Origin of the sequence: Marinibacterium profundimaris (assembly GCF_002210095.1) — a bacterium.
Lineage (GTDB): Bacteria > Pseudomonadota > Alphaproteobacteria > Rhodobacterales > Rhodobacteraceae > Marinibacterium > Marinibacterium profundimaris.
In genome coordinates, this window is the sequence record NZ_AQQR01000003.1 from 568,029 (window position 1) to 584,253 (window position 16,225).

Here is a 16,225-nt window from a genome sequence, read left to right on the forward strand (position 1 = left end):
TGCGGATTACAGCGAAAGCTTGATCCGGCCCCCGTTCTTCGCGCGGGACACGCAGCTCATCATTCGGCGGTTCGCGCTGCGCTCGGCCCGGGTCAGGACCATGTCCCGGTGATCGATCTCTCCTTCGGTCACGGCCACCTCGCACGAGCCGCAGAGCCCTTCGCGGCAATCGCAGGCCACGTCGATGCCGGCGGCGAGGATCGCGTCAAGCAGCGTGGTATCCGCAGGCACCTGCAGGACCATGCCGGAATCCGTCAGCTCTGCCTCGAAGGCCTGTTCCTTCTCGGGATCGAGGCCGGAATTGGCGGTGCTGAAATGCTCGAAATGGTAGGTGCCCTCGGGTGCGTCGGCGGTCAGGTCCTCAAGCGCGGTCAGCAGGCCCTGGGGACCGCAGGAATAGATCTGCCCCCCTTCGGGCAACGCCTCGACCAGCCCGGGCAGGTCCATGAAGCGGCCCTCGTCGTCGGCATAAAGCGTCAGCGCCGCGCCATGATCGGCCGCCACCCGGTCGAGGAAGGCCATGGTCCGTTTCGACCGGCCCGCGTAATGCAGCTCATAGGGCTTGCCCAGGGCCTTCAGCCGGTCGGCCATGGCCAGGATCGGGGTGATGCCGATGCCGCCGGCGACCAGGACGTAATGCGATGCCCCCTCGTCCAGCCGGAACAGGTTCGACGGCCCGCGCAGCTTGATCTCGTCGCCCGCGCGGATGGTCTCGTGGATATGGCGCGATCCGCCCCGGCCCTGCTCTTCGCGCAGGATGGCCACCTGGTAGGTGCCGGTGTCCGGCGCGCCGCAGAGGGAATACTTGCGGTCGAAGTCGCCCACGCACAGTTCCACATGCGCCCCGGCGCTCCATTTCGGCAAGGGCCGGCCATGGGCATCCTCGAGCGTCAGGCCAAGGATCCCCTCGGCCTCCTGCCGGACCTCGACCACCCGCGCCTTGCGGGCGATGGTCTGGCGCGACGGCGCGCCGACCGGGAAATGCCGGGTCACGTCCTTCACCTCGGGCGACTCGCGTTCGGGGTTCAGCGCCGGGTCCCATTCGACCCAAAGCGCGTCCGGCCCCCGGAACGAGGTATTGGGCATATAGGTGAACTCCTGCTCGGCCAGGCGCAGGTGCGGCAGGCGGCGCGTCATCTCTTCGAGGAAGATCCGCATCTCCATCCGGCCGATGTTCTTGCCCATGCATTGATGCGCGCCATAGCCGAAGGTCAGGTGGTCGACCGCGTTGTCGCGATAGATGTCAAAGGTGTCGCCATCCTCGAAGTGCCGCTCGTCCTGGTTGCCCGAGGCCTGCACGATCAAAAGCTTCGCGCCCTCGGGCAGCGCCACCCCGTTCAGCTCGGTCGGCGCGGTGGCCTGGCGCCGCCAGGCCACGATCGAGCCGGCATAGCGCAGGCATTCCTCGACCGCGTTGGGGATCAGCGACGGGTCGGCGCAGATATCGTCCCAGGCCCCGCGATGGGACAGCAGCGTCTTGAACATGTTGGCCGAGGCAAGCGAGGTCGTCTCGTGCGCGGCGACGATGATCGCCATCATCATCGAATGCACGTAGCTGTCGGTGACGACCTCTGGGATCTTCTCGTTCATGCGGATCGTGTGATGCATCCAGCCGGTGCCCTCGGGCTGGGCGCGCATCTTCTCGATCACCTCGCCGGCATATTGCCAGAACCGCCCGACATCATGGGCGACCTCGATCTGCTTCTCGTCCGACGGCTTGCCCCAGGTGTTGACCGAATGCGCCACCGAGAAGGTCTTGAGCGTGGCGATCTCGTCCTCGGGCACGCCGAGGAAATGCAGCGCCACCAGCAGCGGCACCTCGTAGAGCATCGCCTCCACCAGGTCGACCCGGCCCGCGTCGATGAACTCATCCATCTTCGCCCGGGTCAGGCGGCGCACCATGTCCTGCTGCTGTTCGAGGTTCTCGGGCAGGAAGTGATCCAGCAAGGCCCGACGCCGTTCCATGTGGGCGGGCTCGTCCTCGTTCACCATGGTGCGGTTCATGGCGTAATCGTAGCTTTTCAGGATCTCCATCGCCTCGGGCGTGGCTGGCGTGATCTTTTCCAGCACATTGCGGGGCGAGAACAGGATGTTGTCGCGGAAGACCGCCTTGATGTCGTCGTATCGGGTGACGACCCAGTAGCCGAGTTTCGGCGAATAGAAGACGGGAAGCTGATCGCGCGACCAGCGCAGCGCCTCGGCCGGATCCAACTGGTAGGGCCCTTCGAAGGCATCGAAGGCCCGCGCCATCGCCTCGGGATCGGAGACGGGGCAGCCGCCCTGCCCCGCATTGGCGGGGGCCGCGCCCGAGAACGGGCAGCTGCCTTTGGTCGAAGCCGGGGTCTGGATAGCCATCTCGTCGCCTCCCCTCGATCGGATGTTCGGTGCTTTCATAGTTCACCAATAATGGACATTCAATCACCTACATCGACCACGTGTCACGAATATAGTTACAAAAGCTTGTCATCCGGGGGCGAACATGGCTTAAAACGGGTTCACATCACGGACAGGAGCCTTGCACACATGACGACCGGCCGGTTGCAAACGCTTGACCGTGGCATCGAAACGTTGCTGCTTGTCGCCCGAACGCCCGGCGGGCTGAAAGTGGGCGACCTGGCCGACCGGCTGGGTCTGCACCGGGCCGTGGCCTACCGGATCGTGGCGACGCTGGCCGATCATGCCATGGTGCGCCGGATGGAGGACGGGCGGATCGTGCTGGGCGCCGCGGCCTACATGCTGGGCGCGCGCAGTTCGGACGGGGTGCGCGACCAGGCGCGCCCGGTGCTGGAGCGGCTGGCCGAGCAGACCGGCGCCACCGCCTTCTTGTCGATTGCCGAAGGGGACGAATGCGTCGTCGCGCTGACGGCCGAGCCGCGCGAGGTCGGCGTGGCGATCCATTACCGCGTGGGCACCCGGCATCCGCTGAACCGCGGCGCCGCCGGTATAGCCATCCTGGCGCTGCGTCCGGAAACCGAGGGCGAGAGCGAGGACCTGAAATTCGCCCGCGTCCATGGCTACAGCGTCACGCGCGGGCAGCTCCACAAGGGGGCCATCGGCGTCTCGAGCGCGGTGCGCCTGTCGACGGCGGGCGAGGCCGGGCTGGAATTGTCGGTCGGTGTCGTGGCGCTGGAGGAGCTGGACCTCGACCGTGCGGCCGAGGCCGTGCCGGCCGCCGCCCGCGCCCTGTCGGACAGGCTGGGCTGACGCCAGTCGGGGCCGCACGCGCACCACGGCGCGCCCGGCCCCATCATCGGTCTTACCAATACTGCTCGGGCGCCATCGGCTTGCCGTTGCGGTTCAGCGCATCGCGCATCCGCAGCCTTGCATGGCCCGAGGCGACCAGCGCGCGGCAATCCTCCAGCCCCTCGGCCAGCCATGCGGCGCTTTCCCGGGTCAGCACCCGGCGGGCAAGCTCGGGTTCTCCGGCCTCCAGCAGCAGCTCGGCGCTGCGCAGGACCCGGGGCAGGTCTTCGGCCAAACGGGTCTCCATCAGGCGCCAGTGATCCCAGGTCTCCTTCAGCAGGCCGTCATCCTGGAAGGCCAGGTGCATGAGGCGCTTGAACTGGTAGACCGCGCTGTCGGACACCTCGACGCCCTGGGGCACGTGGCTGACCGTGTCGGGGTTGGTCGCCTCCTTGCGGCAGTCGAGAAAACGGTGCGCCTCTCCCGTGGTCAGGTACCGGTGCTGGCCGAATTCCTCGGGCACTTCGGTCTGGCCAAGGAACACCGGCACCAGTGGCGCCGTCACCGGGCCGACGGGCGCGTGCCACATCATGCGCAGGTCGGAATGCGAGGGATGCACCAGCGGCACAACCTGCCCGTACCCGGCGGTGTCGCCGGTCAGGCGTTCGGTCTGGATCGCCCAGCAGACATCCGTGAAGGTGATCGGCGCCGCTTCGGCGCGCTTGCGCATCTCGGCCTCGACCCAGGCCATGCCCTTCCACGGCCCCTTGCCGTCGCCGTAGATCGCGTTGACGTCGAAGGGCAGCCCCGCATCCGGATCGTACCAGCCCAGGTCGACGGCGGTTGAGATGAAATGCGGAGGATAGAGGAAGGTCTCGTCCGGCTCGGTCGGCACCACGCCGATATAGCCGGGGCGCGAGGCGCGGATGTCGTCGGCGCCAAGACGCTCCGCCACCCAAAGCCCCTTGCCACCCGAGAACTGGATCACCACCCAGGCTTCATCTGGGTCGGCGATGATGTGGGAATTGCCGCCGTAACAGGAATAGCCGTGCTCGGCGATGAGCTGGGCCATGATCTCGACGCCCTCGCGCGCGGTTCGGGCGCGTTCCACCACGATGCGGGCGAGGTCGGAATAATTGGGCCCGGTCTGGTGCTTCGGCGTCATATCTATCAGCGCCTGGCAGGAGGTCGACCAGATGTCGCGCACCGCCACGCCGTGTTCGTTCAGCCCGCCATTGGTGATCGGAGCCGGCACACCAAGGTAATAGCTGTAGCTGACGCGCATGTGCCGCGCCGTCTGCGGGGCCTGCGGGATTTCGGTCCGGTGGCCGGGCATGTCGCTGTCGGGGCCCACGCCCACGGTGATGGTGGCCTCCGGCCCGTGCTCGGCCCGGTCGATGATCTCGAGCCAGTGGCTGGAAGGTTCGTCGCCGTATCCGGCCAGCCATGCATGTCCGTCCGCCGTCAGGTTGCGGCCGATATAGATCCCGTAGCTCATTGGGTCCCCGTCGATATCAGTGAAGTCAGGTTGTCGGTTCGCCGGCATCACGCAGCGGGAACAGGCAGGCATGCCTGTGCTCCGGTGCGATCTGCCGGTGTTCGGGTTTGGCGGCGCGGCAGGCGTCGCGGGCCAGCGGACAGCGCGTTGCGAAATCGCAGCCCTTCGGGCGGCGCATCAGGCTGGGCACCTCGCCCTCGATGGTGGCGGTCTGCGGGCGGCGTCGGTCCGGGTCGGGTTGCGGCACGCCCTCGACCAGCGCGCGCGTGTAGGGATGCGCGGGCCGGGCAAAGACCTCGGCCGCCGGGCCGTCCTCGACGATGCGGCCAAGGTACATGATGGCGATCCGGTCGGCGATGTGGCGGACCACGGGCAGGTTGTGGGTGATGATCAGGTAGCTCAGCCCGTGCTCGGCCTGCAGGTCGGCCATCAGGTTCAGGATCTCGCCCTGGACCGAGACGTCCAGCCCCGCCGTCGGCTCGTCCGCCACGATCAGGCGCGGGTTCAGCGCCAGCGCCCGCGCCACGCCCACGCGCCGCGCCTGCCCGCCCGAAAGCTCGTGCGGGTAGCGCGCCAGGAAGCTGTGCGGCAGGCGCACCATGTCGGCCAGCCGCTCGGCCTCGGCATCCAGGTCGCGGCCCTCGGCGCCGTGGATCACCAGGGGCTCGGTGATCAGCGCGCGCACCGATTTGCGCGGGCTCAATGATCCGACCGGATCCTGGAACATCATCGCCATGTCGCGGCGCAGCGGCTTGAAGCGGCTTTCGGCCATGCCGAGGATCTGGTTGCCGTCGTAGCGCACCGCGCCGCCGGCGGCCGCCTGCAGGTTCAGGATCGTGCGGCCCAGCGTCGTCTTGCCCGATCCGCTTTCCCCCACCAGCGCCAGCGTCTCGCCCGGCTTCACGTCAAGGCTGACATCCAGCACGGCATCGACAAAGGGATCGGACACGCCTTTCATCCGGGCCCGGATCGGCCCCATGGTGCGGAAGCGCACGTTGAGGTCGGAGACCTCCAGCAGCGGCGCCTCCCCTGCCCCGGTGCGCACCGGAGCCGGCCCGCCAAGGTCACCCGCCACGGTCATCACGGATGCCGGCGGCGGCCAGGAGGCATCGGCCAGCGGCCCCTCCAGCAGGTGGCAGCGCGCGACGCCGGTGCCGCGCGCCACCAGCGGCGGCGCGATGGTGGCACATTCCGGCTTCGCCCGCTGGCAGCGGTCGGCAAAGATGCAGCCTGAAAGCGGCTTTGTCAGGTCGGGGATATCGCCCGGGATCACCGGCAGCTTGCGGCTCACGTCCTCGATCCGCGCCGGGTCGCATTCCAGCAGCGCGCGCGTATAGGGGTGGCGGGCATTATGGAAGATGTCGTGGACCTCGCCGGTCTCCACCACCTCGCCCGCGTACATCACCACCACGTCGTCGCACATCTCGGCGATAAGCCCGAGGTTGTGCGACACCACCACGATCGTCGTGTCGAAATCGTCGCGCAGTCCGCGCATCAGCCCGATCATCTGGGCTTCCATGGTGACATCCAGGGCCGTCGTCGGCTCGTCCGCCAGCAGCAGGTTCGGTCCCGTCAGCATCGACATGGCGATGCCCGCACGCTGGCGCATGCCCCCCGAGAATTCGTGCGGATAGGCGTCCACCCGGCGTTCGGGATCGGGAATGCCCACGCGGCGCAGCATGTCGATGGCGGCGCGGCGCTTGTCGGCCCCGGACATCGAACGGCGGTAGAGAATGTCGGACATCTGCCGCGCGTAGGGCAGCACCGGGATCTGCGAGGTCATCGGGTCCTGGAAGACCACGCTGATCTGCTCGCCCCGCACGGCGCGCTGCGCCTCGGCGTCCATCCGCAGCAGGTCGTTCTCGCCAAAATCGATCCGGCCGGACGTGATTTCGGCATTGCCGGCCAGCAGGCCCAGGATCGACCATAGCACGGTGCTCTTGCCGGATCCGCTTTCGCCCACGATCCCCAGGATGCGACCCCGGCGTACCGGGAAGGAGATGTCGCGCAGCGCCTTCACCCGGCCGCGGTTGGTCCTGAAGTCGAGCGTGAGCCCGTCGATGTTCAGTAGTGTGTCGGTGTCGGTCATGGTTTTCATCAGCGCCCCCGGCCCATGCGGGGATCGAACACGTCGCGCAGCGCCTCGCCCAGGAAGGTGAAGCCCAGCGTCGTCAGGATCAGCGGAATGCCCCCCGCGATCACCATCCAGGGCGCATCGCGGATCACCAGGTAGCCTTCGTTCAGGATCGTGCCCCAGCTGGCCTTGGGGGGCAGCACGCCGATGCCCAGGAAACTGAGACCCGCCTCGATCGACACCACCACCGGCACCTCCATCGCCGCGAGGATCAGCAGCGGGCCGATCACGTTCGGCATGACATGGTGCAGCAGGATCCGCGGGGTCGAGGCGCCAAGCGAGCGTTCGGCCAGGATGAATTCGGTATGGCGCAGCGCCATGGTCGCGGTGCGGGCAACGCGGCCATAGCTGGGAATGGTCGTGATGATGACGATGGCCAGCACCACGGTCAGGCTGGGCCCGGTCAGCGCCACGGTCGCCAGCGCCAGGATGATCGCGGGAAACGAGCGCACCGCGTCGAAGGCCAGCAGCAGCAGGTTGTCCAGCCAGCGCGGCCCGTAGCCCGCAATCATGCCCAGGACCAGCCCGATGATCAGCGAGACCGAGACCCCGATGGCGGCGATGTAAAGCGCCACGCGTCCGCCGTAGAGGATACGCGAGAAGGTATCGCGGCCCAGCTGGTCGGTCCCGGCCAGGTGCGCCCATGTGGGTCCGGACATCCGCGCGGGAATGTCCATGGCGTTGGGATCGTAGGGCGCCAGCCAGGGCGCGAAGATCGCGCTGGCGAAGAAGGCCACGACAAGGATCAGCCCGGTGACGGCCTGCCAGTCGGTCAGGAAACCCCTGAGCTTCTCGCGCCGCTCGCGGCCGGCGCTTTCGCGCAGCTCGGCCGCGACGGCGGGGGCGGATGCGGGATCAGAGGGAGGAACGGACACGCGGATCAAGCCAGGCAATGAGGAGGTCGGAGAGCAGCACGACGAGGATGTAGAAGCCGGTGGCCAGCAGCACCCCGCCCTGCACGATGGGAAAGTTGCGGTCGGACACCGCGTCGAAGATCATCTTCCCGACACCGGGACGGGAAAAGATGATCTCGGCAAAGACCGCGGACGAGATCAGCCCGCCAAAGCCCATGCCGATCAGCGTGATGGTCGGCAGGATGGCGATCCGCAGGGCATAGCCCAGCACCACGCGGCGTGGCTTCAGGCCGAAGGCCCGGGCCGAGCGGATATAGGGCTCGCCCATGACTTCCAGCATCGAGGCGCGCACCATCCGCGCAAGGTAGCCGACCCAGCCCAGGCCGATGGCGAAGGCGGGCAGGATGAGGTGGCTCAGCTGGTCGGCGATATCGCCGGGCTCGCCTGCGCCGATGGCCGGCAGCCAGCCCAGCTGAAGCGCGAAGAGCAACAGCGCCCAGATCGACACCAGGAACGAGGGCACCGCGATCATCCCGACCGAGAACAGCCCGGTCACGCGGTCGATCCAGGATCCCGGGCGCACGGCGGCAAGACAGCCCAGCGGCACGCCCAGCAGGACGGCCCAGCCCATGCCGGTGCAGATCAGCGCCAGCGAGAAGCCGATGCGCTCGCCGATCACCGCCGTCACGGGACGGTTGGAAAAGACGTCGTTGCCCAGATCGCCCTGCAGGGCGTTTCCGAGGAAATAGACGAACTGCGTCAGCACCGGCTCGTCCAGGTGCATCCGCGCGGAATATTCCGCGATGGCCTCGGGCGTGGCGCGGGTCCCCAGTGCCAGGATCGCCGGGTTGCCGGGGATCATGTGCAGCATGGAAAACAGCAGCAGCAGCACCGCCACGACGACGATCATCGCCAGGCCAAGTCGTTTCAATAGGTAGGAAAACATGCCGAAAGGGCACTCCGGGGTTCAGGTCCGGTTGGTGCCCGCGCCGCCCTTGGGCCGGCGGCGCGGGCCACGATGGCGGCGATCAGAGCGGCTTGAACCGGTGATAGTTCAGCTCGCCCGACGGCGCCGCCACGACTTCGATGTCGGTCCGGTGGGCATAGACCTCGGGTTCATGGTTGATCCAGACATAGGCGCCGGTGTCTTCCATGATCTGCTGCATCTGCAGATAGATCTCTTCCCGCTTGGCAAGGTCGGTCTCCGACAGGCCGGCCTCGTAGAGGCGGTCGAATTCCGGATCGGTCCAGCGTTCCCAGTTCCAGACGCCGACCTGCTCGGACACGAACCACTGGGTCGCCTCGTAGGGATCGGGCACCGTGGCAAAACGCATGATCCACAGTTCCAGGTCCTGCCAGGTGTCGCCGGCGCTCTCCATGCCCATTTCCCAGAACGGGCCGCTTTCCATCGGCAGGATCTTCACGGTGATGCCGATCGCGGCCAGGTTGGCCTGGATGATCTGGGCGGTCAGCAGCCGCTCCTGCCAGTTCAGCGTGCGCAGCGTCAGCTCCAGCCCCGAGACACCGGCCTCGGCCAGCAGTTCGCGCGCCTTCGCGGGATCGTAGCTGTACGAGGTCTCGGACCGGTGGCCCAGCAGGCCGGGGCAGACGATGCCGTGCGACTTGGCCGAGGTGCCGGCAAAGGCGCCGGCCAGGATCGAATCCACGTCGACGGCGTGCTGGATCGCCTTGCGCACCCGGATGTCCTGCAGCTTGGGGTGCTGGGTATTCATGCCCATCCACATGTACTGCAGCTCGCCGGCGGTGGTGATCTCCGTGCCCTCGGGCATGTTCTCGGAATAGCGCGCCAGGCTGTCGGGGCCCAGTTCGGTGCAGTCGATCTCGCCCGCTTCATAGGCCAGCTCGGCGGCCTGCACTTCGGTGATGACGTGGCAGACCACGCGGTCGAAGCCCGGCGCCGGGCCGGTCCATTCGGGGTTCTTTTCGAACACCGCGCGCTGGCCGGGGGTGGCGCTGTAGGTATAGGGGCCGCAGACGGCGGGGAACTCGGTGGTAAAGCGGCCGCCGGCCGCTTCGGTCGCCGCCTCGCAGACGATGGCGCCGGGGCCGTGGCAGAGCGTGACCATGATGAAGGGCGCGAAGGGCTTGTTCAGCACCAGCGTGCCCGTCAGCTCGCCCGTGACCTCGACTGTTTCCAGCGCGTCGAAATACCCCGACCATTCGCTGTCCTTCATCCGGGCGTAGGAATAGGCCACGTCCGACGCTTTCAGCGTGCCATGGCCGCCGGACCAGACCAGCCCGGGGGCCAGTTCGAATTCCAGATGGGTTTCGTCGACATATTCCAGCCGGGTGACATAGGCGGTCGGCTGCCAGCTGAAGGTATCGCCGTCACGTACGTATTCCGCGAGGAACGGAAGGCATTGCTTCTGGGCCTCGACTTCTGTGCCGCCGACCATGTAGCCGGGATCGAGGATCGAATTGTCGCCGTCGAGGCGCAGGTTCAGCACCTGGCCCTCCTGCGCGCGCAGCAGTCCCACGCCGCCGGGGAACATCCCCGCCGCGCCCATGGCGGCGGCGGAGGTGAGGAAGGTACGCCGCGTGGTCTTGGATGATATCAAGGTCGTCGCTCCTGTTGGTGTGTCCCGGTCGGGCTCACCGACCCGGGCGGCCACTGCCGCGCCGGCGGGCGTCCCGGCCCCATTGCGCCGCACAGGATGGGGAAGTGATGGGCGAATGACAATTTCGCTCCCTTAAGCTACTTGACACCAAGGGTGCGTCAGTATGCGATAGGGGCATGTCGGAATTCAGCACCAACCTGACGCTCGCCTGTGGATATTACCGTTCCATTTCCGACGTCTGCCGCCGCATCGGGATCAATCGCCAGCAATTCAACAAGTACCTCAACGGACAGGTTCACCCTTCGCGGCACAACATGCGCCGGATCTGCGATTTCTTCGGGGTGACGGAATCCGAGATGCTGCTGGACGAACCCCGCTTCGCCCAGGTGATCGGCCTGCGACGCCAGCCCGCCGCCCGCACGCAGATGGAGATGCCGATGCGGCATCTCGACCGGATCTTCGCCCGCGCCAGCCCGGTCGACCGCTACGCTGGCTATTACTTCCGCTACTTCTACTCCTTCGGGAACAAGGGCCAGATCATCCGGTCCCTTGCCCGGATCGTGATCCGCGATGACCGCGCCTGGTTCAAGAACATCGAGATCCTGCGCGACCCCGACACCGGCCGCTGGACCCATACGAACAAGTACGAAGGCGTTGTGTTCCAGCTGGCGGACCGGATCCAGCTGTTCGAATATGAAACGACCGAGGTGAACTCGGTCACGCAGATGACGCTTTATCCCAGCTATCTCAGCCGGGTGGATTACCTGCTGGGCATCCAGACCGGCGGGCCGACCCGGCGCGGGCGCAAGCCGGGCGCAAGCCGGGTGGCGCTGGAATTCCTGGGCACCGATATCAACCTGCACCGCGCAATGCGCCAGACCGGTCTTTTCCGCGATGACGACCCGGCGCTGCGGCAGGAGATCGTCCGCGCGATCCGCAACGAGATCGATCCGGGCGCCTTCGTACTGGAAATCGACGAGCCCTGAGAGGCCCCCCGGGACCCGCGTCACGCCTCCAGCGTCACCGCATAGCCGAACTCGGCGCTGGCGCCCGGCGCAAGGATGATGCTGTTCGGCCGGTCCGCGATCTGCGGCCCGTCCCCTTCGACCGACGCCGTGCCATGCCAGGGCTCGACACAGAGGAAGGGCGCACCGATCGGCTTCCACAAAGCCAGGTCCGGCAGGTTGCGGAACGTGAAGGACAGCCCCGCGCCCGTCTCGGGGCCATAGCGCAGCGCGTCCGATCCGTTGGGGAACACCAGCGCCCGGTCCGCGAACAGCGCCTCTTCGATCGTCAGCCGGCCGTCGGTGAAGGGGCCTGGCACCATCTCGCGGCGCAGCAGGCCATCGTCCCGCAACGGGCGCCGCTGCGGCGCGCCGCCGGCTTCCAGCGTGACCACGTGATCCTGCCCTTCGGCGCCCGGAAGAGGCCAGCAGAAGGCCGGGTGAAAGCCGAAGCCGAAGGGCATGTCTTCCGTACCGGTGTTCTCGACCCGCGCCTCGCACTGCACGGTCCGCCCTTCCAGCCAGTGCACCAGGTGCAGGGCGAAATCGAAGGGATAGACCTCGCGCGTCGTATCGGACGCGTTCAGCACGTGATGGCACATCGTGTCGGTCTGCCCGACCAGGTCGAAGTGGCTGCGCCGGGCAAAGCCGTGCTGGCCCATCGGGGCGGCATGATCGCCGACCGCGATCCTGTCGCCCGCCGCGCGCCCCACGATCGGGAACAGCACCGGCGCCCGGCCGGTCCAGAAGGCGCCATCGCCGTGCCAGAGATACTCCTGCCCGGCCGCGTCGCGCAGCGACTGCATTTCGGCGCCCAGAGGCGCGACGGTCAGGCGGAGCTCGCCGTTGGACAGGACAGAGGTGTCGGCGGTCATCTGGTCTTCCTTCGATGGTCGGTGCGGTGCCCCAGCTGTAATCGCCGCGCAGCCCCGGCTCAAGCCGGGCGCGGCCGCCTTGTCCCCTTGACCCGGGCCTGCCCGGTTCCGGTGCATGGGGCGCACCTGCACGACGGCCTGGGCACCGGCTACGGGACCGCGCGCACCGGCCTGTCCGGGGCAGCCAGCTTGCGGCCGGCCTGGTCCCGCACGCCGTGCCATCGCAAAAGCAAAGGGCCGGACACCTTGCGGCATCCGGCCCTGTCACGCGGCGTTGTGGTGCCTCAGATCAGCCAGTCCTCGCTCAGGACCGTGTCGGAAGACAGGTTCCTGAGATAGGCCAGCTCCACGATGGTCCCGGCCGAGTCGAAGGTCAGCATCGAGCTGCGGCCATCCGCCTCCAGCGCGAACAGCCCCTGGGCGAGCGCATCGGCGACCGTGCCCCCCTGAAGAAGCCCGGAGACCGAGATCTGGTCGCCCTGGCGCAGCGAGAAATCGCCCACGGTGTCGCCGAAATCGTCCAGCGTGGCAAAGACGAAGATGTCCGCGCCGCTGGCACCCAGAAGCCTGTCGGCCCCGATGCCACCGGTGATCACGTCGTCGCCAGAGCCCGCCTTGATCACATCGACGCCCTCGCCGCCCAGGATCACGTCGTTGCCCGAGCCGCCGTCGATGATGTCGTCGCCCGCGCCGCCGTCGATGGTGTCATCCCCGGAATCGCCGTAGATCTTGTCGTTGCCGTCGCCGCCATCGACGGTGTCGTCGTGGCTGCCGGCCTTGATGTAATCGGCCCCCTCCCCCCCGTGGATCTCGTCCAGGCCGGTGTCGCCGAGAAGCCGGTCGTCCCCGGCGCCGCCGTCAAGGTAATCGTCACCCTTGTCGCCCTTGAGGAAGTCCAGCCCGTTGCCGCCGCGCAGGGTGTCGTTGTCGGCCTTGCCGTACAGCTTGTCATTGCCGGCGCCGCCGTCGATCACGTCGTCGCCGTTATCGCCGTAGACCATGTCGTTGCCGTCACCGCCCGACATAACGTCGTTGCCCCTGCCGCCGTAGAACCGGTCGTCGCCCGCGCCGGCATCCACCGTATCGTGTCCGTCGTCGGCCTTCATGAAATCCTTGCCGTCGCCGCCCGACATCGCGTCGTTGCCCTTCCCGCCAAACAGCCGGTCGTCGCCGGCACCGGCATCCAGCGTGTCGTTGCCATCGTCGCCCTTCAGGTAATCCCGGCCGTTCCCGGCCGTCATCACGTCGTCGCCGTCGCCGCCGTAAAGCTTGTCGTCGCCGCCGCCGCCGTCCATCACGTCGTTGCCGGCATCGCCGCGCAGGAAATCGCGGTCACCGCCGCCCGACATGATGTCATGGCCATCGCCGCCGTACAGCTTGTCGGCATCGCCGCCGCCGCTCATGTCGTCGTTGCCGGCGTCGCCGTAGAGCGAATCGCGCCCGTCTCCGGCGATCATCACGTCGTCGCCCTGGTGGCCATACAGCTTGTCCGCCTGCGACCCTCCATCGAGCCGGTCGTTGCCCAGGCCGCCATAGATCGTGTCACGGCCGTCGCCGCCCTCGATCACGTCATCGCCGTCCTGGCCGTAGATCTTGTCAGAATCCGCGCCCGCGTCGATCCGGTCCGCGCCGGCCCCGCCCGAGATCTTGTCGGCCCCGGCGCCGCCGGTGATCACGTCGTCACCGTCTTCGCCGAAGAGCCAGTCGCGCCCGCCGCCGCCGCGCAGGGTATCGTTGCCGGCCTGACCATACAGCCGGTCATCACCCGCGGCCCCGTCGATGAAATTGTCCAGCGCGTTGCCCCAGGCATGGTCGCGGGCCGAGCCCAGCAGCAGGTTCTCGATGTCGCTGCCGACCTCGATGTTCAGCAGCTTGCTGCCCATCTTGCCCGCGACGCTGCCATCCAGGTAGACCTTGGTGCTGTAGGTCACCGCGCTCATGTCCAGCGTGTCGGTGCCGCCGTCGGTGTCACGGATCAGGCTGCCTGCCTCGGTCCAGGACAGGGCGAAGATGTTGGTCAGGGTGATGACCGTATCGACATTGCCGGTGCCGGGGTCTGTCGGGCCGGGGCCGACGGGCACGCTCTCGACGTCGATGATGTCGGCAATGCTGGCATCCGACGCGATGCCCGACAGGAAGGCGATCGCCATCGCGCCCAGACCGCCGCCGTCCACCATCAGCCAGGACCCGCCGCTGGCCGCCGCCAGCCAGGACCCGCCGCTGGCCGCCGCCAGCCAGGCCATACCGTCGCCGACAGGGTCGCTTCCGCTGTAGCCGAGGTTTGCAAAGAGATTGGTCAGGTCGACCCGGTCGCCCTCGACCAGGCTGAAATCGGTGATCGTGTCACCCGCGTCACCGGCCGTGTCATAGACGAAGGCATCGCTGCCGCTGCCGCCGCCCAGCGTGTCCGCACCGCCACCGCCGATCAGAACGTCGTCGCCGCCCCTGCCCAGGATCGTGTCCGCGCCCAGCCCGCTCTCCAGCCGGTTGCCCGCGCCGTTGCCGCCGATGTGGTCGCTGCCCTCGCCGGTGCGGGCGTTCTCGATCAGCGTGCCGCGGGCGATGGCGAAATTGCCGATCTTGCCGTTGATGTCGGAAAAGCTCTCGGCCCGCAGGTCAAGCCGCTGGTTCCAGTCGCGCGACCCGAGATCGACAAGGTCGGTCCCCCCGCTGTCGAAGATCGTCACGGCCTTGCCCGTGTTCAGCCCCATGCCATGCTGGCTGAGACCGGTGTTGTCACCATAGATCGTGTCGCCCGACTGCACGTTGGTGGGCGTGCCGTACAGCGACTGGATCGCCAGGATGTCGGCCATCTGCGCCGTCGCGAGATAGGCGAAGGAGGACGAGACATTCGGGTTCTCGTGCTGCGAGAAATAGGACATCACCGACATCTGCCAGCTGTCGTTGGCGTAATGCGCCTGGGTGTCGTAGTTGGCGCTGCCGTTGTACATCCCGCCGTGGCCCAGCCCCAGGGCATGGCCGATCTCGTGGATGTAGGTCTGCAGGTAATATTCGCCGTAGCTCTGCCAAGAGGTATGCACGTTCACATGCGACGAGGTGATCGTGGTGCCCGAGGTGTACGAGGAATTGTAGGCGCCCGACTGCGTGTCATCGAAGGTGATCATCGCGTTGGTGGACTGGGTGAAATTCAGCCCGCTCACCGCCGTCCAGGCCTCCAGCGCCTGCAGCGCGGTCGCCTTGCCGGTCGCGTCGAGCCCGTTGAGGTTCACCGTGATCGTCCCGCCGGCCTGCACGTCGAAGGAGCGCGTCTGCTGGCCGTTGTCCTGCCAGAACCCGACGGCAAGGTAATCCGCGATCTGGTCGGCGGTGTAGGTGGGCTTGCCCGCGTCGGTCAGGCTGGCCGAGATGCCCCCGTCGGTCAGCGGGGCATCGATATGAGAATCATAGATCGTCTGGCCCGGATCGCGGGCAAGGCACATCATGCACATTGGATTTCGTCCTTTCAGGCGAGCCTGGGCTCAGAGGTGGAGCTTGCTGATGCGCAGCAGGTCGCGTGCAAAGCGGTCGAGCATCGTGACATCCAGATCGGCATCGGACACCGACAACGTCAGGGTCGGTCCCGTCCCGCTTTCGCCATCGGCGCGCTGCCAGGCGAGGTGGCCCGACAGGACGCTGCGGCCCTGCCTCTCGGTTACGAAGCGCAGGCACGCCCGGCCCCCGGCCGGGGTGTCGGTGACGGTGACCGGGCCGAATTCGGCCGTGATCGCCGCCTCGAACGCCGCGGTGAGCGCCGTCATCAGCGAAGGGCAGACGGGGGCGTCGGCGCCGCTGTCACGCACCGGTTGCAGGGCAATGGGTGCAGGCGTGGCGGGGACGGACAGGGTCGTGTCGGCTGTGGCCATGATGAATGTCGCGATGGGAGACCAGCAGGCTCCGGTTACGGTTACGGTTTTTCCTGGGGATACCGGGACATTCTGACCCTGAGCACAGTCTTCGCCGCTGAAGGCGTCTGCCGATGGGCCGGATCAAGGCTTTTTCGTGGCATTGGCGCCGACTGGTACGGCGCGGCGCCCGTCGTCATCGGCCCCTGCACGGGTCCGGCGAACCTGGCCGCCCTGGATCAACCATGAACAGGCA

The 16,225-nt window shown here is 67.4% G+C and carries 11 protein-coding genes; 2 read left to right on the forward strand and 9 right to left on the reverse strand.

The window, feature by feature from the left end; all coding sequences use genetic code 11:
- Positions 1-6 precede the first annotated feature (6 nt).
- On the reverse strand, positions 7-2,355 hold the full coding sequence (locus ATO3_RS10660) for a cytochrome P450/oxidoreductase (protein WP_088649818.1): 2,349 nt from the start codon (positions 2,353-2,355) through the stop codon (positions 7-9).
- 168 nt (positions 2,356-2,523) lie between these two features.
- On the opposite strand from ATO3_RS10660, the gene ATO3_RS10665 reads away from it, so the two are divergent.
- Complete coding sequence (locus ATO3_RS10665) at positions 2,524-3,204, forward strand: IclR family transcriptional regulator (protein ID WP_088649819.1); 681 nt, start codon at positions 2,524-2,526, stop codon at positions 3,202-3,204.
- A 52-nt stretch (positions 3,205-3,256) separates the two neighbouring features.
- On the opposite strand, the gene ATO3_RS10670 is transcribed toward ATO3_RS10665, so the two are convergent.
- From ATO3_RS10670 to ATO3_RS10690, 5 genes are all read right to left on the reverse strand, one after another.
- Positions 3,257-4,681: a C69 family dipeptidase gene (locus ATO3_RS10670; protein WP_088649820.1), complete on the reverse strand. Its 1,425-nt coding sequence runs from the start codon at positions 4,679-4,681 to the stop codon at positions 3,257-3,259.
- A 25-nt stretch (positions 4,682-4,706) separates the two neighbouring features.
- Positions 4,707-6,770 (reverse strand): dipeptide ABC transporter ATP-binding protein, encoded by a 2,064-nt coding sequence (locus tag ATO3_RS10675; RefSeq protein ID WP_158217943.1) that lies wholly within the window; start codon positions 6,768-6,770, stop codon positions 4,707-4,709.
- An 8-nt stretch (positions 6,771-6,778) separates the two neighbouring features.
- Positions 6,779-7,690, reverse strand: coding sequence for an ABC transporter permease (locus ATO3_RS10680; RefSeq protein WP_233152098.1), 912 nt, complete (start codon positions 7,688-7,690; stop codon positions 6,779-6,781).
- On the reverse strand, positions 7,671-8,615 hold the full coding sequence (locus tag ATO3_RS10685) for an ABC transporter permease (RefSeq protein ID WP_088649822.1): 945 nt from the start codon (positions 8,613-8,615) through the stop codon (positions 7,671-7,673). The genes ATO3_RS10680 and ATO3_RS10685 overlap by 20 nt, the downstream gene beginning before the upstream one ends.
- Before the next feature lie 82 nt (positions 8,616-8,697).
- Positions 8,698-10,248 carry an ABC transporter substrate-binding protein gene (locus ATO3_RS10690; protein ID WP_088649823.1) on the reverse strand — a complete coding sequence of 517 codons (1,551 nt, stop codon included), beginning with the start codon at positions 10,246-10,248 and terminating at the stop codon, positions 8,698-8,700.
- Positions 10,249-10,424: 176 nt separating this feature from the next.
- Here ATO3_RS10690 and ATO3_RS10695 point away from each other — a divergent pair, with 176 nt between their 5' ends.
- Positions 10,425-11,234 carry a helix-turn-helix domain-containing protein gene (locus ATO3_RS10695; protein ID WP_088649824.1) on the forward strand — a complete coding sequence of 270 codons (810 nt, stop codon included), beginning with the start codon at positions 10,425-10,427 and terminating at the stop codon, positions 11,232-11,234.
- 20 nt (positions 11,235-11,254) lie between these two features.
- On the opposite strand, the gene ATO3_RS10700 is transcribed toward ATO3_RS10695, so the two are convergent.
- The 3 genes from ATO3_RS10700 to ATO3_RS10710 form a co-directional block, all read right to left on the reverse strand.
- Positions 11,255-12,127 (reverse strand): aldose 1-epimerase family protein, encoded by an 873-nt coding sequence (locus tag ATO3_RS10700; RefSeq protein WP_088649825.1) that lies wholly within the window; start codon positions 12,125-12,127, stop codon positions 11,255-11,257.
- Positions 12,128-12,411: 284 nt separating this feature from the next.
- Positions 12,412-15,576: a M10 family metallopeptidase C-terminal domain-containing protein gene (locus ATO3_RS10705; protein WP_088649826.1), complete on the reverse strand. Its 3,165-nt coding sequence runs from the start codon at positions 15,574-15,576 to the stop codon at positions 12,412-12,414.
- Positions 15,577-15,606: 30 nt separating this feature from the next.
- On the reverse strand, positions 15,607-15,990 hold the full coding sequence (locus ATO3_RS10710; protein WP_088649827.1) for a hypothetical protein: 384 nt from the start codon (positions 15,988-15,990) through the stop codon (positions 15,607-15,609).
- Between the last annotated feature and the right edge of the window lie 235 nt (positions 15,991-16,225).